The organism is Ferruginibacter paludis (assembly GCF_030409685.1).
In the GTDB taxonomy this organism is placed as follows: domain Bacteria; phylum Bacteroidota; class Bacteroidia; order Chitinophagales; family Chitinophagaceae; genus Ferruginibacter; species Ferruginibacter paludis.
The window spans coordinates 59,160-75,892 of sequence record NZ_JAUFQJ010000007.1 but is presented as its reverse complement, the minus strand read 5'-3'; the positions used below and the strand labels follow the sequence as shown (position 1 = coordinate 75,892).

At 42.8% G+C, this 16,733-nt stretch carries 8 protein-coding genes; 2 read left to right on the top strand and 6 right to left on the bottom strand.

All coding sequences use genetic code 11. The annotated features are described in order from the left end of the window. Nucleotides 1-191: 191 nt before the first annotated feature. The 6 genes from QWZ08_RS13890 to QWZ08_RS13865 form a co-directional block, all read right to left on the bottom strand. The gene (locus QWZ08_RS13890; RefSeq protein ID WP_290338045.1) at nt 192-6,926 is read right to left on the bottom strand and encodes a metallophosphoesterase; all 6,735 of its coding nucleotides are present in this window, start codon (nt 6,924-6,926) and stop codon (nt 192-194) included. A gap of 300 nt (nt 6,927-7,226) precedes the next feature. Continuing rightward, the gene (locus QWZ08_RS13885; RefSeq protein WP_290338044.1) at nt 7,227-8,078 is read right to left on the bottom strand and encodes a glycosyltransferase; all 852 of its coding nucleotides are present in this window, start codon (nt 8,076-8,078) and stop codon (nt 7,227-7,229) included. Between the two features lie 14 nt (nt 8,079-8,092). Next, complete coding sequence (locus QWZ08_RS13880; protein WP_290338043.1) at nt 8,093-9,022, bottom strand: glycosyltransferase; 930 nt, start codon at nt 9,020-9,022, stop codon at nt 8,093-8,095. 3 nt (nt 9,023-9,025) lie between these two features. Continuing rightward, complete coding sequence (locus QWZ08_RS13875) at nt 9,026-10,294, bottom strand: glycosyltransferase (protein ID WP_290338042.1); 1,269 nt, start codon at nt 10,292-10,294, stop codon at nt 9,026-9,028. A 10-nt stretch (nt 10,295-10,304) separates the two neighbouring features. Beyond that, complete coding sequence (locus QWZ08_RS13870; protein ID WP_290338041.1) at nt 10,305-11,576, bottom strand: ABC transporter ATP-binding protein; 1,272 nt, start codon at nt 11,574-11,576, stop codon at nt 10,305-10,307. 25 nt (nt 11,577-11,601) lie between these two features. Next, nucleotides 11,602-12,816, bottom strand: a complete 1,215-nt coding sequence (locus QWZ08_RS13865) for an O-antigen polymerase (RefSeq protein ID WP_290338040.1) — start codon at nt 12,814-12,816, stop codon at nt 11,602-11,604. A gap of 209 nt (nt 12,817-13,025) precedes the next feature. Between QWZ08_RS13865 and QWZ08_RS13860 the strand changes: the two genes are divergently transcribed. Both QWZ08_RS13860 and QWZ08_RS13855 read left to right on the top strand, forming a co-directional pair. Then, nucleotides 13,026-15,563, top strand: coding sequence for an SLBB domain-containing protein (locus tag QWZ08_RS13860; protein ID WP_290338039.1), 2,538 nt, complete (start codon nt 13,026-13,028; stop codon nt 15,561-15,563). Beyond that, on the top strand, nt 15,560-16,699 hold the full coding sequence (locus QWZ08_RS13855) for a Wzz/FepE/Etk N-terminal domain-containing protein (protein ID WP_290338038.1): 1,140 nt from the start codon (nt 15,560-15,562) through the stop codon (nt 16,697-16,699). The genes QWZ08_RS13860 and QWZ08_RS13855 overlap by 4 nt, the downstream gene beginning before the upstream one ends. The last annotated feature ends 34 nt before the right edge of the window (nt 16,700-16,733 follow it).

Genomic DNA, 16,733 nt, shown 5'->3' with positions numbered 1-16,733 from the left:
GAAAGTAAATGGAAATTTTTGCAATCGAAAACCAATTGATTAATATTATACAGTTTCAAATATAGTCAGGACAATCCCGTCACAGCCATTCTAAATTTTGTTTGCCCATCCACATAAAAAAGCCGCCCCAAATTAATTGAGGCGGCTGATGGTTGTTTGATTGAAAAGTGCAATAATTGTTCCCGCTATTATTACTTTTTAACCAGTTTTAAAATTTGTTTTTCTGTGCCCTGCATTACTTCAGCAAAGTATACACCAGCGCTTAATCTGCTGCCGATTTGCACTGTACCATTGGCTGCTATATTTACTTTTCTTTCCACTACCCTGCCCTGTACATCCGTAATATTGATGGAGAGTGTTTTTTCACTGTTGCTGCTTGTGATGAGTGTAAAGGCAGTTGGTGACGGGTTTGGAAGAACCGTAACTTTTAACCCCTTAACAGCATCCGCTGCAACTGACCTGCTTTGCATTGCTGCAACAAAGTTACTGGTGCGTGCAGGTATGGCTGTAATAAATGGAGACAACCTGCTTCCTGCAATCGGTCCTTCGAATGCTCCGTTGGGTAACTTCCAGGCTACTGATAAATGATCCTGTCCGGTAGCTTCCTTGTGCAATGTTTCTATGTAATACCTGCCACCTTTTACCAGTCTGATGGTGACAGATTTTTGCGTTGGATACGTATACCATGCCCTTGGATTAACATGTGTTTCGTTGTAAGCGATCAGTATTTTGTTGGCCGGGTTTTCATCGGTACTTAAATACAATCCCGCCTGGTCATCACCCGCAACATAGAAGGTATAGTTACCTGTTTGTGGTGCACAAATATAACCTCTCACCCTTGCGCCGTAATTGTCTCCCAGGTTATTGCCGTACTCAAAAGTAGTCAGTGAGGCAGTCACATCCGGATTGTTTGGATACATTGAACTGGCTATAAGATCAGCCACCTGCGATCCCGGTATGTTGGTGAATCCTTCTGCTGAAATACTGCCGCTGCCGCTGCATCCTGTAACGGTAACCCTTACCGTATCTGAAACAGTTGAAGCACCGCTGTTATCAGTTGCTTTGGCGGTGATCACGTAATTACCGGGTTCAATTTCATTACCTGTAAATGAGTAAGGAGCTGTACTGTCTTCTCCAAACTTAACGCCGTTGTTATAGAATTCAACTTTGGTGATGGTACCATCTGCATCCGTTGCTGTTGCGTTCAGCAATATGGTGTTGCTGGTATTAACAGTACTGCTGTTTGACGGACTGGTAATGGTAACAACCGGTGGTTGATTCACCATTACAATCTGTAAAATTAATTTGGCGATGGAATCACATCCTGCTGCATTCACCAAGGTTTTTGTGTACGTTCCTGAAGCGGTATAAGTAACCCCGTTCCATGTGTAACTGTTGTTGGCGGTTATGCTGGTACTGGAGTTAGTAGTTAAACAAATATTGAAAGTGTTTCTAACCGTTGTTGGGTTCGCATCTTCATTAACGGGGTAAGGAGTTCCGCCCGCCGTTGTTGACTGGCCTGTGTTTCTGCCAAGGCCCATCACGTTTACTTTTTTATCTGTGTACAAATTCACCAGGGTATAACCATAGTATTGTTTTCCTGCTCCCACCCAAACCGGTTCAACACGTGAGCCGCCGTTGCCTGCAATAACCTGCCATGTTTTTCCTGTGTGCGGATGTATGCTGTCCCATAAATGTTCGTGGGCTGAGAACATCGCTTCGCAATTATTGTCTTCGAGATATTTCCAGAGGCTGTCTCTTTGTGGCAGGGTTGCATCCGCATCCAGTCCACCCTTCGGAGTTAACGGAGATGAATACGCTGGCTTGTGTCCAAAGGCGAAAATGTGCCGTGCATTGTTTGCTCTTGCTGTCTGTATATCAGCTGCCAGCCATTTGTACGGCACCTGGTTATCTTTCCCAACCGGGTCGGTGTTTAAGACTATAAAGTGATCGCCGTTAAAATTGAATGAATAGGTTAGTTTACTTTGGTCAGTTGTGAGACTGTCAGGTCCGCCAATACCAGGGCCATTGTTGCCCCTGATATAAGGCGCCATCACTCTTGTGAATATTTGTTCTGCCGACAGGAATGATTTTTTACCGGCTGCCTTATCCTGCGTTTCATGATTGCCTGGAATCGCAACCAGCTGGATGCCCATGGAAGACAAAGGATGACTTTCATAGATGGCTTTCCAGGCAGTTAATTGTTTAGCCAGTTCTGCCGTATCAGGTGTAGAAGGAGTTTTGTAACCCATTACAATATCACCCGTAAGGATCAGGTATTTTGGCAATGGATTCAGGTGAGCGATTTCAGTAAACAAACGTTTTAACTGGTACACGTTAGCCGTGCTTGCTCCGGTGCTGTAATCAATATCATTACTTGTAAAGGCGGTATCTAAATAATCAACCCTGTTACAACCTACCGTTACAAAAGAGTAGTCATAGTTGGTTGTTGGTACAGTGATCGGGGTGTTGAGTGCAATTGCCAGCGTGCGTGATACACTATCGTTACAGGCATTTTTTGCAGTAACACTTAAATTACCGCTGGTTGCTGCTGCAGAATAATCAACCGTAACGCTGTTACCCGTGCCATTGATTGTTGCACCTGTGCCGTTGAATGCCCATGCATAAGTTTGACCAGCAACATTCGGAACCGTATAATTAACTGCTGTTTGCCCTTTATAAACAAAAGTTGTTTTGCCTGTAAAGGCACTTAATTGTGGTACAACAGGACTTGCATTAACGGTAAGCTGTAAAGTAGCTATTGAATCACACCCTGCCGCATTGTTAGTTGTATAAGTGTAAGTACCCGACGCATTGTAGGTGTTATTATTCCATACATAACTACCACAGGCGATAACTTTTGTTGTAGAAGTTGTAGTTAAACAAATATTGAAATCGTTTCTAACCGTTGTCGGGTTGGCATCTTCATTAACCGGGTAAGGCGTTCCGCCTGCGGTTGTTGACTGGCCTGTGTTTCTGCCAAGGCCCATCACATTTACTTTTTTATCTGTGTACAAATTCACCAGGGTATAACCATAGTATTGTTTGCCTGCTCCAACCCAAACCGGTTCAACACGGGATCCGCCGTTGCCAGCAATTACCTGCCATGTTTTTCCTGTGTGCGGATGAATGCTGTCCCACAAATGTTCGTGGGCGGAGAACATCGCCTCGCAATTATTGTCTTCCAGGTATTTCCAGAGGCTATCCCTTTGTGGCAGGGTTACATCTGCATCCAGTCCACCCTTTGGTGTTAAGGAAGATGAATAGGCAGGCTTGTGTCCGAAGGCGAAAATGTGACGAGCATTGTTTGCTCTTGCAGCCTGTATATCACCAGCCAGCCATTTGTACGGCACCTGGTTATCTTTCCCAACCGGGTCTGTATTCAATACAATAAAGTGATCGCCATTAAAATTAAATGAGTAGGTCAGTTTACTCTGGTCAGTTGTGAGACTGTCAGGTCCGCCAATACCGGGGCCGTTGTTGCCCCTGATGTATGGCGCCATCACCCTTGTGAAAATTTGTTCTGCCGACAGGAATGATTTTTTACCGGCTGCCTTATCCTGCGTTTCATGATTGCCCGGAATGGCAACCAGTTGAATACCCATAGAAGAAAGTGGATGACTTTCATAAATAGATTTCCATGCCGTTAATTGTTTGGCTAGCTCTGCCGTATCAGGTGTAGAAGGGGTTTTATATCCCATTACAATATCACCCGTAAGGATCAGGTATTTTGGCAATGGATTCAGGTGAGCAATTTCAGTAAACAAACGTTTTAACTGGTACACGTTGGCCGTACTTGCTCCGGTGCTATAGTCGATATCATTGCTTGTAAAGGCGGTGTCTAAATAATCCACCCTGTTACAACCAACTGTAACAAATGAGTAATCATAGTTGGTTGTGTTTACGATGATGGGGGAGTTAAGTGTCACAGGCAAGGTACGGGCAGGGCTTGCACCACACACATTGTTTGACACAACACTTAATATGCCACTGGTAGCAGTTGCGCCATAGTCTACAGATACACTGTTACCAGTTCCGTTGATGGTTGCGCCGGTGCCGCTGTACGACCAGTTGTATGTTTCGCCTGAAACATTGGGCACAGTATAAGCGACTGCATTTTCACCTTTATAAACGAAAGTAGATTTTGATGTAAAGCTGGCTGGCTGAGGGTTCTGGCAAAGATTTAAGTCAAGACCGGTCAGGTTATCCGATCTGAATTTTCTCAGTATCAGGTCACCAAATTCTTTTGCTTCAGTGCCGTCATTGTATAAAACCACTGTTCCGCCATCACTAATCACCTGTAGTTTTGATAAGGATAAACTTCCATTTTCATTTATCGGCAAGGCCCCTTCCATATTCAACGATGCAGCTACAGAACTGTTTACCAATACCGGGGCGTCAGTCGCCTTACCTGTCCATTTGTAAATGGCACCGGCACTTGCTGAACCCGGATCTCCCGCGAGGATAATGTAGGTTCCGTTTGAAAGCCGCATCAAATCACGGATACCTCTCAGGCCAAGATCCAGTTCAATAGGTGAACCATAAGTTGGATCACCGGATGGTGCTCCATTATTGAACCAGGTTTCAAAATTAAGAATAGGAGCAATAACAGCTTTTGTTCTGTTGGCAGTTGGAACCAGCGGAGCCCTTAAGCCGATATACATCGTAGTGCTGTCGGGGCCAAATACCATTCCCTCTGCGGCAAAACCGCCTGGTGTTTTTGAATCAACACCATCCGCAGCGCTTGCAGTAAAGTTGTATCCTTTGGCATCGCCCCAGGCCAGCAAACTGTTTTTTATTGCACCATAACCCAACACTGAAAATGTAGTAGCTGTGCCAGTTCCGGCAACTGTTGTTGCAAACAGCCGGTCACGGTTTGGCCTGCTTAAAAAATCACTGCCTGTACTCATACTGCCCAGCCAGTAAACCCGGTTAACATTCACAACGCTTTTTGTTGCCGCTTCCAGATCTACCTCAGGTTTTCCCGGATTAGGCAGATTCAGTGTTGACGCAAAATCAAATGAAGCGACTTTCAAACCGGACGCTGATCTTGAATATACATTCAGTACATCCAGTTCATCATCGCCGGTAATATAATAATTATCATCTAGTGCGATCGCATCAGAAGCGTCTGATATGCCGGTATGCCATAGCGTTGCAGCAGTCGATGCCGAGGCCACAGAAGCAGCATAGCTGATAATATAAGAAGCCGAATCTGTTCCGTCTCTTACGCTTACAGTTATACTAGTATATCCTACACCCGTCGCAGTAATTTTTACTGTTCGTGTCGCTCCGGTTCCGCTTACAACAATATTCGCATTTGGAACAACAATAGTATTGCTACTTGTGGCAGTTACTGTTAAATTCGCCGCAGGCGTTTCTGCATCATTTATCGTGAAATCTATCCCATAAATACTAACAGGATCCGTAGGATCGCTGATAACACCGCTCGCTTTAAACGGGCTTACAGGGGGTATTGTAACACCATCATCTATGAAATTGGAAGTACTAACACTCATTGAAATAGAAGGCGGATTATTTAGAAGATCGTTATCTGCGATCACAACATTTTGACTTGTACCAGATCCTAAAATAATACCTGACGAAGGCGCACTCATAGTCAATACGGCTGTTTCTGTGCCTTCAAAGATGGCGTCATCCACAACCGCAAAAGTTACAGAGCCTGTGGTAGCGCCGTCAGGAATAGTAATGGTTGTATTGGAAAGCGTGTAATCGCCATTGGTAATTCCGGTACCAGATACGCCAAGCGCAACAGTCTGATCACCCGAAACGGCAGACGATGCATTTGCAGTAACGGTAATAACCGTTGCGCCTGCTTCAGAAGCTGTGTTGGTACTGACCGTGAGGTTTACTTCAGGCGTTCCGGAAGCTACCGGAGCAAAGGCAATGCCCTTGTAAAATACATTACTCACTGCAGGCACAATGGTGGTGGCAGATGCACCTGCTCCCGTATCACTGATCTTAATTACCCGGTTACCCGCTGCATCAAAAGTAGTGGCATATAAAACAGGATTGGCACCTGAATAATCTACCAGCAAACCATAAGCGCCAATGTTTGCAACTCCGGTTCCCAGTGTGTATGCAAGTGACCATACGTTGCTGCTCTTTGTCCATTTTTGAATACCGCCAGCTGCTGTATTTAAGTTCACGGCTACGTAACAGATATCCATTGAAGGGTTAAATGAAAAATCTTCCGGGATAGTGGTGCCCATATCTATGACCTGGGTGATAGTTGCAGGATTGGAAACAGGTGAACTTCCCAATGTAAAGATTCCCAGATGCGACGCAGTAAAAGCCAGCGCAGCCTTTTGTGTTGAATAAAATATTTGTCCGTTAAAAATTCTGAGGCCATATGCCTTGGGCGGTGCCGCGGCAGTACCAATTCCGGTTTGTACACCGGATCCAAAATAATCAATGCCATCTATGTTAGCCGCTGATGCACCAGATGCCCAATAGTTGGTACCATCTGAAACAGCGCCCCTGATATCGTTGCCTGAATAAAATGTATTGCTTATGCCCCGTTGTAAATAAAAACCGGATGGAGCAATAGTACCCACCACACGGGGAACTGCAGAGGCAGCAGTTGCGGTAATGTCAGCAATTACAGACGTTGTTGCGTAACCCCCAATCACCAGATATTTATTGTCTGTAGATGTGGTAAGAAAACCTTCTGAGCCACCGAAAACACCTGAAGTCTGCACCGGAGTTGTTCCGGTAACCGGTAAGACAACTGATATGCCGGGCGTACCCGCCGTTGAAAATTCTTTCAGTGTGATAGCAGACGAGGCTTTGCTTACAGTGCCGGAGGTTTGCACCACAACGAGATTTCCAGGTGTAAAGGATGTTTGTGCAAAACTGCAGTATCCGGCACACATTGTAAAAAACAAAGTAAAAATCTTTTTCATTTTCGGTTTAAAAATTGTTTGTAAGTGTTGAATAGTTTTTTATTTACGGCAAGCCGCAGCCTGTTTATTAAGGCTTTTTCAGAGAGGCGAATTATTCAATAACAGTGAAGAATGATTTTAAAAGCGGATTACTTTATCAATCGTTATAGAAAGAATAAAGAAAGGAAATAAAAACAGGTTTAATTGTGTGTACAGGTTAATAAAACAACAACAAATTGCTAAATATAACAAGTGGGATTTTAATAATGATTTGGTAACAATTTGATCAAAATGAATATATATAGTAAGGATGGAGTCAGCTCAGTTAATTTTTAATACTTTCATCATAACGGGCGGAACAAAATCCCGGAGGCGATACCCCCTGGAAGGAACAACCTGCTTCGCTGTTCCATTCAACCGCTGCTTGTGTGTAACAAATTCGGTGTGATACCTGTATCCGAGGTAATGGTCATACTGATCAATGAGTTCATTCATTTTTTTTATTTGCTCCTGCTCATTTAGCTGCGACCACTGCCCGTTTTTATGTATCCTGTAAACAGAAAGATATTCATTTAAAATTGCCACAACGCCGAATTCAGATAATACCATTCCAATCATCCAGTCGGCTACCGGCAGATCAAATAAATCCGGTTTGATTTTCTGCACGGCACTCGTTCTGAAGACACAGGCAGACATGTTGCCCAACTGGTTTTCAATGGCCATTTGCGGTCCGCTTACATATTCAAAGGTATCCGGCGAGGAGAAGCCCGGGGTGCAGTAAATGCTAAAAAATTCATTGCGCATGATATACCGGTTCATGGCCATTACACATTCCGGATGCGCATCAAAAAAAAGGAGGTGCTTTTGCAGGCGTTTGGAATCCGTCCAGTAGTCATCTCCTTCCATCACTGCTATATAATCGCCTGAGCAGGCGGCAAAGGCCCGGTGGTAATTTTTTACAAGCCCGAGATTTACCGACGTGGGTAAAAAGATAAAGTTAAAGGCTGATTGCTCAGCAAAGGAACGGATCAGCATGACTGTATTATCCGTGGAAAAATCATCTGCAACCACCACTTCAATTTCACCGTCTACCTGCTGTGTGACAATACTGGCAAGGCATTGCGGGATATATGCTGACTGATTGTAAGTAATCAGGAGAACGCTGATTTTCATAAAAAGAATTTGACTTAATACTTATTGTTTGTAATGAAATGCTCATTGACACTTTTTATTTCCGGTCGCTTTTTGAAATAGCCGGTCAGCAGGTATTTAAAAAAATGCAGAAAATGTTTCCAGTAAAAATATTTCCCGAAAGCATAGGCAAAATAGTACCGCACAATTTCCGGGAGGCTGTATTCCAGCGAAAGCATCTTGTCTATAAAGCCCTGCATAGCTGTCCAATGCTGGCGCAACAATGTTTCATGCGATATGGCATCCACCGAGAACGGAAGCGTAGCTCCCCATTTTCTACTAACTGCCATTGCGTTGATTAACCATGTTTTGTCAAAGCTGCCTTCCGAAAAATGATGGGCTATAATATCAAACACCACCCCTACCTTATAGGCTGTAAATACCTGTAGAGAGAAATCAATATCATAGCCATGGAAGCCGCGGAATATTTTTTCATCAAACTGATACCTGCCAAATACTTCCCTGGTTGTGCACATCCAGAACCCATCAATACAAACCACTTTTTTAATAATACCCACATCCTGCGGCGAATGCGTCCTCACCATTTTTATCTCCCGTTTTGGATTTTTAAAATGCTGTATATAACTGACCTCACTTGGATAGATCAGGGAGGCCCATGATGAAGGAACCCTGCTTTTGATACTCCCTCCTGCAAGGCCGATCAAACCGAACTCTTTTGATGACAAATGTGCCGCTACCTTTTGGCCCCAGCCTGCTGTTTCAAAATAGATATCTTCATGGATAAAACAAAATACATCAAATTTTGCTCTGGCGGCGGCAATATTATACACTGCACATATCCCCAAACCTGTTGCAGCATTGTCAATAGCGATAATTTCAAAATCTACACCAATGGTGCGGGCAATGTTTTGGCTTACCTTATCAAGCGCATACTTATTGACAGAACAAATTATTATCGAAATCATTTTCTACATTAAATTAGATAGCACCGGCAAATGGCCGCCTGATATTTCATGAATACTTTTTTCAGGCGAATTAAATTGTTCAATAGTTGAAACAAAGGCCGGCATGGCAATTTTCCTGGCATGTTTTACCTGTAGTTTTTCCTGCGCACACTTCCCCATTCTATTTCTTACTTCGGTCTTGGTGATTAACATTTGCAATGCAGCGACCATGCTTAATAAATTACCATAAGGAACACTGATACCTGCATCAGTTTCAATAAATTCAGTGCTACCGCCGGCACCGCAAAAGCTAACTGTCGGGATACCAAAAGAAGCAGCTTCCAACACCACCAACGGATAAGGGTCTTCTCTTGATATCAGTAAATGAATGTCAAAACTCGCCATTGTGTCTATACTGTCATTACCATGCGGCAACAGCAGGCAATTGGGTTGAGAAAATTTTTCAACATCATATAAATTAAAAAAGCTGTTGAAAGAACGGTGATTACATCCCTTCCAAACAAAGAATACATTACTTGCCGGGTACAGGTTAGTGTACAATGAAATCAGGGGCAGGAACAAATCATAACCTTTCCGCCATTCATCTCCCCCCACTACACCTACTACTATGGCACCGGCAGGAATTGCATTACCATCCTTAAAGACCTGAACAAAAGCGGTATAGTCTTTCTTATTCCTGTAAACTGTTGCCAAAGGTGCAGGAAGTACCCGGATATTTTTTTCTGGTACAGCGTGCCTTTCGGAAAGGTTGTTTTTTACAGCTTGGGAACAGGCAATAAACAAATTTGTATTCTGCAAAACAGCCTGTAAACTTTCCTTGTTGGTTGTCATGTGTATGGCAGCTTCAAGTTCATGCACGTAACAAATATGTTTAGCTTTTAAAAACAATAACTTTTTTAAAATATGCCCGTTTGAAATGGTATTAAAAAAAATCAGGGAGGTTCCGCGGAGGCGGAATAATATTTCTGCACCTCTTGTTATAGTGTTAACCCTGTATTTTAACTTTTTCAACAAGCTTTGTTCGACGACGGAAATATGTTGGCTGTTTTTTTGCCATATGAGTGTTTCTCCCAGCAGCCGGAATTCATTGGCGAGGTTCCCATCCTCCATCATCAGTACCTGGAACGGAACTGCAGATTGTTTTTTAAATTCCCTCACAATATCAAGCAAGAGTAATGGTGCACCACTCATATTGGCTTTGTGGCTGACAAATAATACTTTTTTGACTGCTTTTTTTGGCATGTTATTGAAGGAATAAAATTTCTCTGACAAAAAGCTATATTTAATAATATAGGGTATTACTGACAACGTCAGCGGGTTGACGCTCAATAAAAAATTCCGTATCGGGGTTAATTACACCCGCGTATAAATGAGTATCAAAATTATTCAGCACAGTTAATTTGGTAGAGGGAATCCATGAATCCATTTTTTTTGATAAGCACATACACGTCACTTCCACATCTAGTTTCGCGTCCCTTACCGGGAAATCTACTTTAAAATTAAACCGGTATTTTCCTGCCTCTACCGAAAACCTGGTTCCGCTGCTTACATTCATTATGAGTAAACCGTCATACCTGACAGCAAAGATGATTTCACAATTTTTTAAACTTTCGGTGGCAGTAAAGCCGAAAGAAAAAATACAGGTGTCGCCGGTATAGCAGGCATGTTTGTTGGGCAGCTTTGACTCCTGCAATTGCCAGTCTGTAAAATAACCGGGCAGGCTGGCTGGTATATTTCCCCTTATTCCTGCAGCCATGTCGGCAGCTTCCTGCTGGTAAAGAGCGAGTATATCACTCATATCTCCTACCGCTTTTTGCAGTCCGTGTTCCAGTAACAGCGCTCTATTGCAAAGCTGCTTAATGGCAGGTATACTGTGGCTAACAAATAACACTGTTCTTCCCTGATTGCGGGATACGTCCTTCATTTTACCAAGGCATTTTGCCTGGAAGGCTGCATCACCTACTGCAAGTACTTCGTCAATGATTAAAATGTCGGGTTCAAGATGTGCTGCTACTGCAAAGGCAAGGCGTACATACATACCCGAACTATACTTTTTAACAGGCGTATCAATATATCGGCCAATGCCGGAAAATTCTACGATTTCATCAAACCGGTCTTTGATTTCCTGCCGCCGCATGCCCAGTACAGCCCCATTGAGAAAAACATTTTCACGCCCGGTTAACTCAGGATGAAAACCTGTTCCTACTTCCAGTAAAGAGGCAACTCTACCATCCAGCCTGATGGTACCATCCGTGGGCTTTGTTATTTTGGAAAGCAGCTTTAGCAAGGTTGATTTGCCTGCACCGTTGCTGCCGATGATACCAAATATTTCTCCCTGCTTTACTTCGAAATTAATGTCCTTTAAAGACCAAACATATCCTGAGCCTCCGGATAAATTGCGGTCATTTTTTTCTGCGGTAAGATGATAAGGATCTTCTTTTTTTCTTACCTGGTTCCACCATCGGTTTAAATCGTGGGAAATAGTACCACTGCCCAGACTGCCCAGTTTATAAAGTTTGGAAAGACCCTCCGCTTCGATAATATTTTGAGACATGCCGTGCTTATTTTATATTCGGTTGCTAGCTGCCGGCAACCGTTTTTTTAGCGTAAAAATTTGTTTCAAACAAGGATTGCCCGTACTGTACAAACTTCAATACAATCAATATCAATACAGGCAGCAACAGGAAATTAAAAAAGAGTTGTTTGTTAACTATGTAAAATCCATCCCTGAAAAACTGGAAGGGTAATATGCCGCAAACCATGATATAGTACACTGCCCAAAAGCGGTTGTTTTCTGAAAGATGACGAAGAAAATTCATCATGAAACCTGTGATAAACAGAAAGAAAAAAGAACCCACAGAACCAAAATTGATTACAAAGGTGCTCCACACACTATCGGCTCCCAGCGGGTTCTGGTATACATAGCCCATCCCCTGCGTTGACACAACATACGATTTGAAACTTATAATTGTGTTTGGCACCAGGTTTAAAAAAGAGGTCAGGAAATTTGCCGGAAAATTGACAACGGGAATATTATTGGCTATCAGAAAAGTGCTTGTACTAAACCATGTAAACACAGGCTCTGCCATCAGTGAATAAAGGCCCCTGTTTAAGTTAAAGGCCGTGCCCATCCTGAAAGTCCCTACCCAGCTGCCGACGAAAAGCGCCAACACGGCAAACAGCACAATCTGTATTAAAGTCCAGCGCCCGGTGGCAAAAGAAGTTTTATATACAAGGTAAATAATAAAGGTTTGTATTACGTACATACGGCCACCCATTGATAACAACAGCACTGCGGTAATTAGCGTTCCGGCAATTAAAACGTATGAAACTTTTTGTTTGCTGACTAACTGGTACAGTAAAAAAAAGTTAAAAATAACCAGCAGTGTTGACATCTTGCCCCGGGCGCCGGAATCATACAACTGGTAATTTCCCAGCAGAGAATTTTTACTGATATAAGTAAACAGGATTAAAACACCTGTCAGCAATACGGCAACGTGAGACGTACCCTGGCTTGTGTAGGATGCCGGAAAAAGCTGCAGCGATCTTTTATAGGGTGCAAATAATTTGTAAGCAAAATGCCCCGCATAAAATGCAGGTAACCAGGAAAGGGTGATTAAGATGTATGCCTGTAGCTTGTCTTGCGGTATCAGGCTAAAAAACCCCTGGTACATATCCATGCCCGGAAACCCTTTAAACGCATGGCTTACACCCACGATGTAAGGCGTAAACAGATAAAAGATATACCCGAAAAGGAACAGTATTTTATGGTCAATAAGATAATACCTGCGCATGTAAAAATTTAAGAAGGCTGGATACACAGTGAAGCCACAGACCCACAAATTCAAAGGAATTACTTTTTTTGCTGACTGCTTTCGCTTTTGCAAAAGTTAATATTAAGGTAATCTCCAAGCTTACCCATATCTTATACTTTTGCTTTTTTACACCAGCATCAGCTTTTTATTATATGAGGAATATTGTATTGTCCTTTAAAAAAAAAATATTGAAAAAATCAGGCATCCCTAAACGGCTTCCATTTATTTCAGGATATATCATATTCTTTCTCCTGCTGCTTTCGGCACAGCTGGTTACCAAAGCGCAGAATGTGGGAGATTTAACCAATATAAGAACGGAAGAATTGACTGATGACCAGGTAAGAAAATTTATGATTGAATCTGACCGCATGGGCTTGACGGATGACCAGATTGTACAGCTGGCGCTGCAACGCGGAATGAACCCCGAAGAAGTAGTAAAACTGAGAGAACGTGTAAAGGCAACACGCAAAACTTTAACGGCCGGTTACAAGGCCGACATTGATCATTCCAGTGCTTCATTACCCTCCAGTTACCAGCGGGATTCCGTGAGTTCACTTGAACAAAAGCCACTGGATAATTTTAATAGCGTTTTCTCCCAGTTGAAATCAAAAAATTTTGGCTTTGATGTTTTTAATAACAGGCGGCTGACGTTTGAACCCAACCTTAAACTACCCACTCCTTTTAACTACCGGCTGGCAGCAGATGATGAGCTGCTCATTGATGTATCGGGTTATTCAGAAATGAGTTACCGATTGAAGGTTTCCAATGAAGGCCTGATCAGGATACCCGTGGCGGGTGCGGTAGCAGTAAGTGGCTTAACAATTGAGGAAGCAAAGAGAGCCATCGTAAAAAAACTGGCGGGTACCATCTATGCCAATATCAGGTCAGGTAAAACAATAGTGGATGTAAATCTCGGCACAATACGCAGCATGAAAGTGACTGTAATCGGCGAAGCGACCCTGCCTGGCACTTATACACTGCCATCGCTTGCTTCTGCATATAATGCCCTGTATGCATGTGGAGGCCCCAACCTGAACGGATCCTACAGAAACATACAGGTGATCAGGAACAACACGACAATCGCTACAATTGATGTATATCAGTACCTGATTAGCGGGAGTAAAAAAAATGATATCCGCTTAATGGATGAAGATGTTATTAAGATCAACTCCTATGATACCAGGATAGAATTGAAAGGCGAAGTAAAAAAGCCGGGGCTGTATGATGTGGCCCCCGGAGAAAAACTGGCGCAACTTTTTAAATATGCTGGCGGATTTACAGACAACGCTTATACTGACCGGATACAGGTTTTCAGAAATACATCCAAAGACAGGAAAGTAACTACCATGCCGGAAGCGCAGATAGCATCGGCCGTTCCTGTAAAAGGTGACAGCTACGTGGTGGGAAAAATATTGAACCGGTTTACCAACAGGATAAGTATTGAAGGTGCTGTTTACCGGCCTGGGGAGTATGAATTAAGTGAAGGGCTGAGCCTGGTGCAACTGATAAATGAAGCCGATGGAATTCGGGATGACGCATTTACCGGCAGGGCAACACTGCACCGCCTCAAGGCAGATTTAAGCCCGGAAATTATTGCCTTTGATGTAGAGAAATTATTAAGCGGTGAATTAAAAGATATCAAACTGAAACCGGAAGACAGGATTAAAATATTTTCCAAATTTGATTTAAAGGAAGGCTATTTCGTCAGTATTGAAGGACAGGTATCGGCGCCGGGTATTTTTTTATATGAAGAAGGCATTACCGTACAGGATCTCATCTTGATGGCCGGAGGATTGAAAGAGGCCGCGTCACTACAACGCGTGGAAATTTCCCGGAGGGTCAAAGATGCCAATAAAGATTCGGCGAATATCAAATTAGCTGATTCAACCAACATCGCTACAGCTACAATTTTCCAGCAGGATATTACGCTGGATTTAAAGGACAGCGCAGTGATTCCGAAAATTGTGCTGATGCCTTTTGACGAAGTTACCATCCGCCCCGCACCCGGATATTTTGTTCAGAAGAATGCAGTAATAGAAGGCGAAATTATTTACTCCGGCAAGTATACTTTGCAGGCAAAAAACGATCGTATATCTGACTTGGTAAAACGTTCAGGCGGCCTTACAGCCCTCGCCTATCCAAAAGGTGCAGTATTGGTAAGAACAAAAAACTTAACCAGAACAGAACAGAATAACAGCGAACAGGGTCTTTCCAATTTATTAAAGCAAAATTATGAAGCTGGTGTATCTCCTGTTTTACTGCAAAACCAAATTGATTTGATGACAAGGAGGAAATCGGAAAATGTGGGCATTGACCTGCAGAAAATTTTAGAAAATCCGCAATCTGAATATGACCTGTTTTTAAATGATGGTGACACTTTACGCATTCCAAAACAATTGCAAACAGTAAGGGTAAACGGCGAAGTACTCTACCCTGCTTTGGTACGATACGACGAAAGCTTCAGGTTCAGGGATTACATCAACAAGGCCGGCGGTTTTGCAGACAGGTCATCTAAAAAAAGGCCTTATGTAGTGTATGCCAATGGTTCGGTAAAAGGAACCAAGTCCTTTCTGTTTATCAAAAAATATCCGAGGCTCAGTCCTGGTGCTGAAATCTTCGTTCCCTCCAAAAGAGAAAAAGAAAGACTTAGAACATCCGAAGTTGTCTCTTTAAGCGTATCGGTGGCGACCATGCTTGCTATACTTTATAATGTACTAAAAAAATGATGGAAAATACTTCAACACAGCAACAGGATAACCGTGTATTTGATGAATTTTCGCCGCAGAAATTAATTCTGCAAATCCAAAGTACAGCAGGTTATGTTGTTTCCAAATGGAAAATTATTCTATTGGTAGCATTTATTTTTGGCATCACAGGATACATACTCAGTTCTTTCAGAAATCCAACCTACTCGGCAGAGATTACCTTTGCTTTGGATGAAGGGGCCGGCCAGAGCGCCAGGAGTGATTTTGCACAATTAAGTGAACAACTGGGCATGGGGCCTGTACTGGAAGCTGGTGGTGTCTTCAGCAGCATGACGAATATTGTTGAACTGATTCAGTCCAGGTTGCTGATTGAAAAAACACTGAGGAGTTCAGTCAAAATAAATGGCAGGTCGCTGTTGTTTGCTGATTTTTTTCTTGATTCACTCAACTACAGGGAAAAGTGGATGGAAGATACTTCGTTGAATAAACTGCATTTGCTTGCCACAAAAAAAACAACGCAGGACAGTTTGTTTGAAAACAGAATTATCCGGAATATTTATGATGTGCTGCTGGCAAAAAATATTAAAGTTGACAATAAAGGGAAGGGAACCAGTATTATTTCAGTAAGCTGTATTTCAGAAAATGAATTATTTTCCAAATATTTTCTGGAGGCGCTGATTGAAAAAGTAATTACTTTTTATATAGACAACAAAACACAACGGGCGAGGCTTGACGTAGATTTTCTGCAGCGCAGAACGGACTCCATCAACCATATTTTTACCGGTTCACTTTACGGCAAGGCTGCCTTTACTGATGCCAACATCAATGCCGTGAGACAGGTGGGCACGGTTGCGGGCGAACGGCAGGCGGCTGATATCCAGATACAAAAGAACACCTACTCAGATTTGTTCAGGAGCCTTGAAATAGCGAAGACGAAACTCATGAAAGAAACGCCCCTTATTCAATATATAGATTTGCCTATCCTTCCACTTAAAATGAATACTACGGGTGTGTTCAAGTATGCCGTTATCTTTTTTATACTGGGCGCTTTTTTAACCATTGTATGGTTGCTGCTGTACAAAACATACAGGCATTTTATACCAAAAGTGGTGGAACCTGATATCTATGAAACCTACTATGCTGCGCCTTCTGAATAGATTTCCGGAATTATTCACTTACCATTTTCCTGTT

What these genes read in the sequence shown, in the direction of transcription:
- QWZ08_RS13855 (WP_290338038.1), top strand. Translation starts at nt 15,560, where the DNA reads ATGATGGAAAATACTTCAACACAGCAACAGGATAACCGTGTATTTGAT.
- QWZ08_RS13865 (WP_290338040.1), bottom strand. Translation starts at nt 12,816, where the DNA reads ATGCGCAGGTATTATCTTATTGACCATAAAATACTGTTCCTTTTCGGG.
- QWZ08_RS13870 (WP_290338041.1), bottom strand. Translation starts at nt 11,576, where the DNA reads ATGTCTCAAAATATTATCGAAGCGGAGGGTCTTTCCAAACTTTATAAA.
- QWZ08_RS13890 (WP_290338045.1), bottom strand. Translation starts at nt 6,926, where the DNA reads ATGAAAAAGATTTTTACTTTGTTTTTTACAATGTGTGCCGGATACTGC.
- QWZ08_RS13885 (WP_290338044.1), bottom strand. Translation starts at nt 8,078, where the DNA reads ATGAAAATCAGCGTTCTCCTGATTACTTACAATCAGTCAGCATATATC.
- QWZ08_RS13880 (WP_290338043.1), bottom strand. Translation starts at nt 9,022, where the DNA reads ATGATTTCGATAATAATTTGTTCTGTCAATAAGTATGCGCTTGATAAG.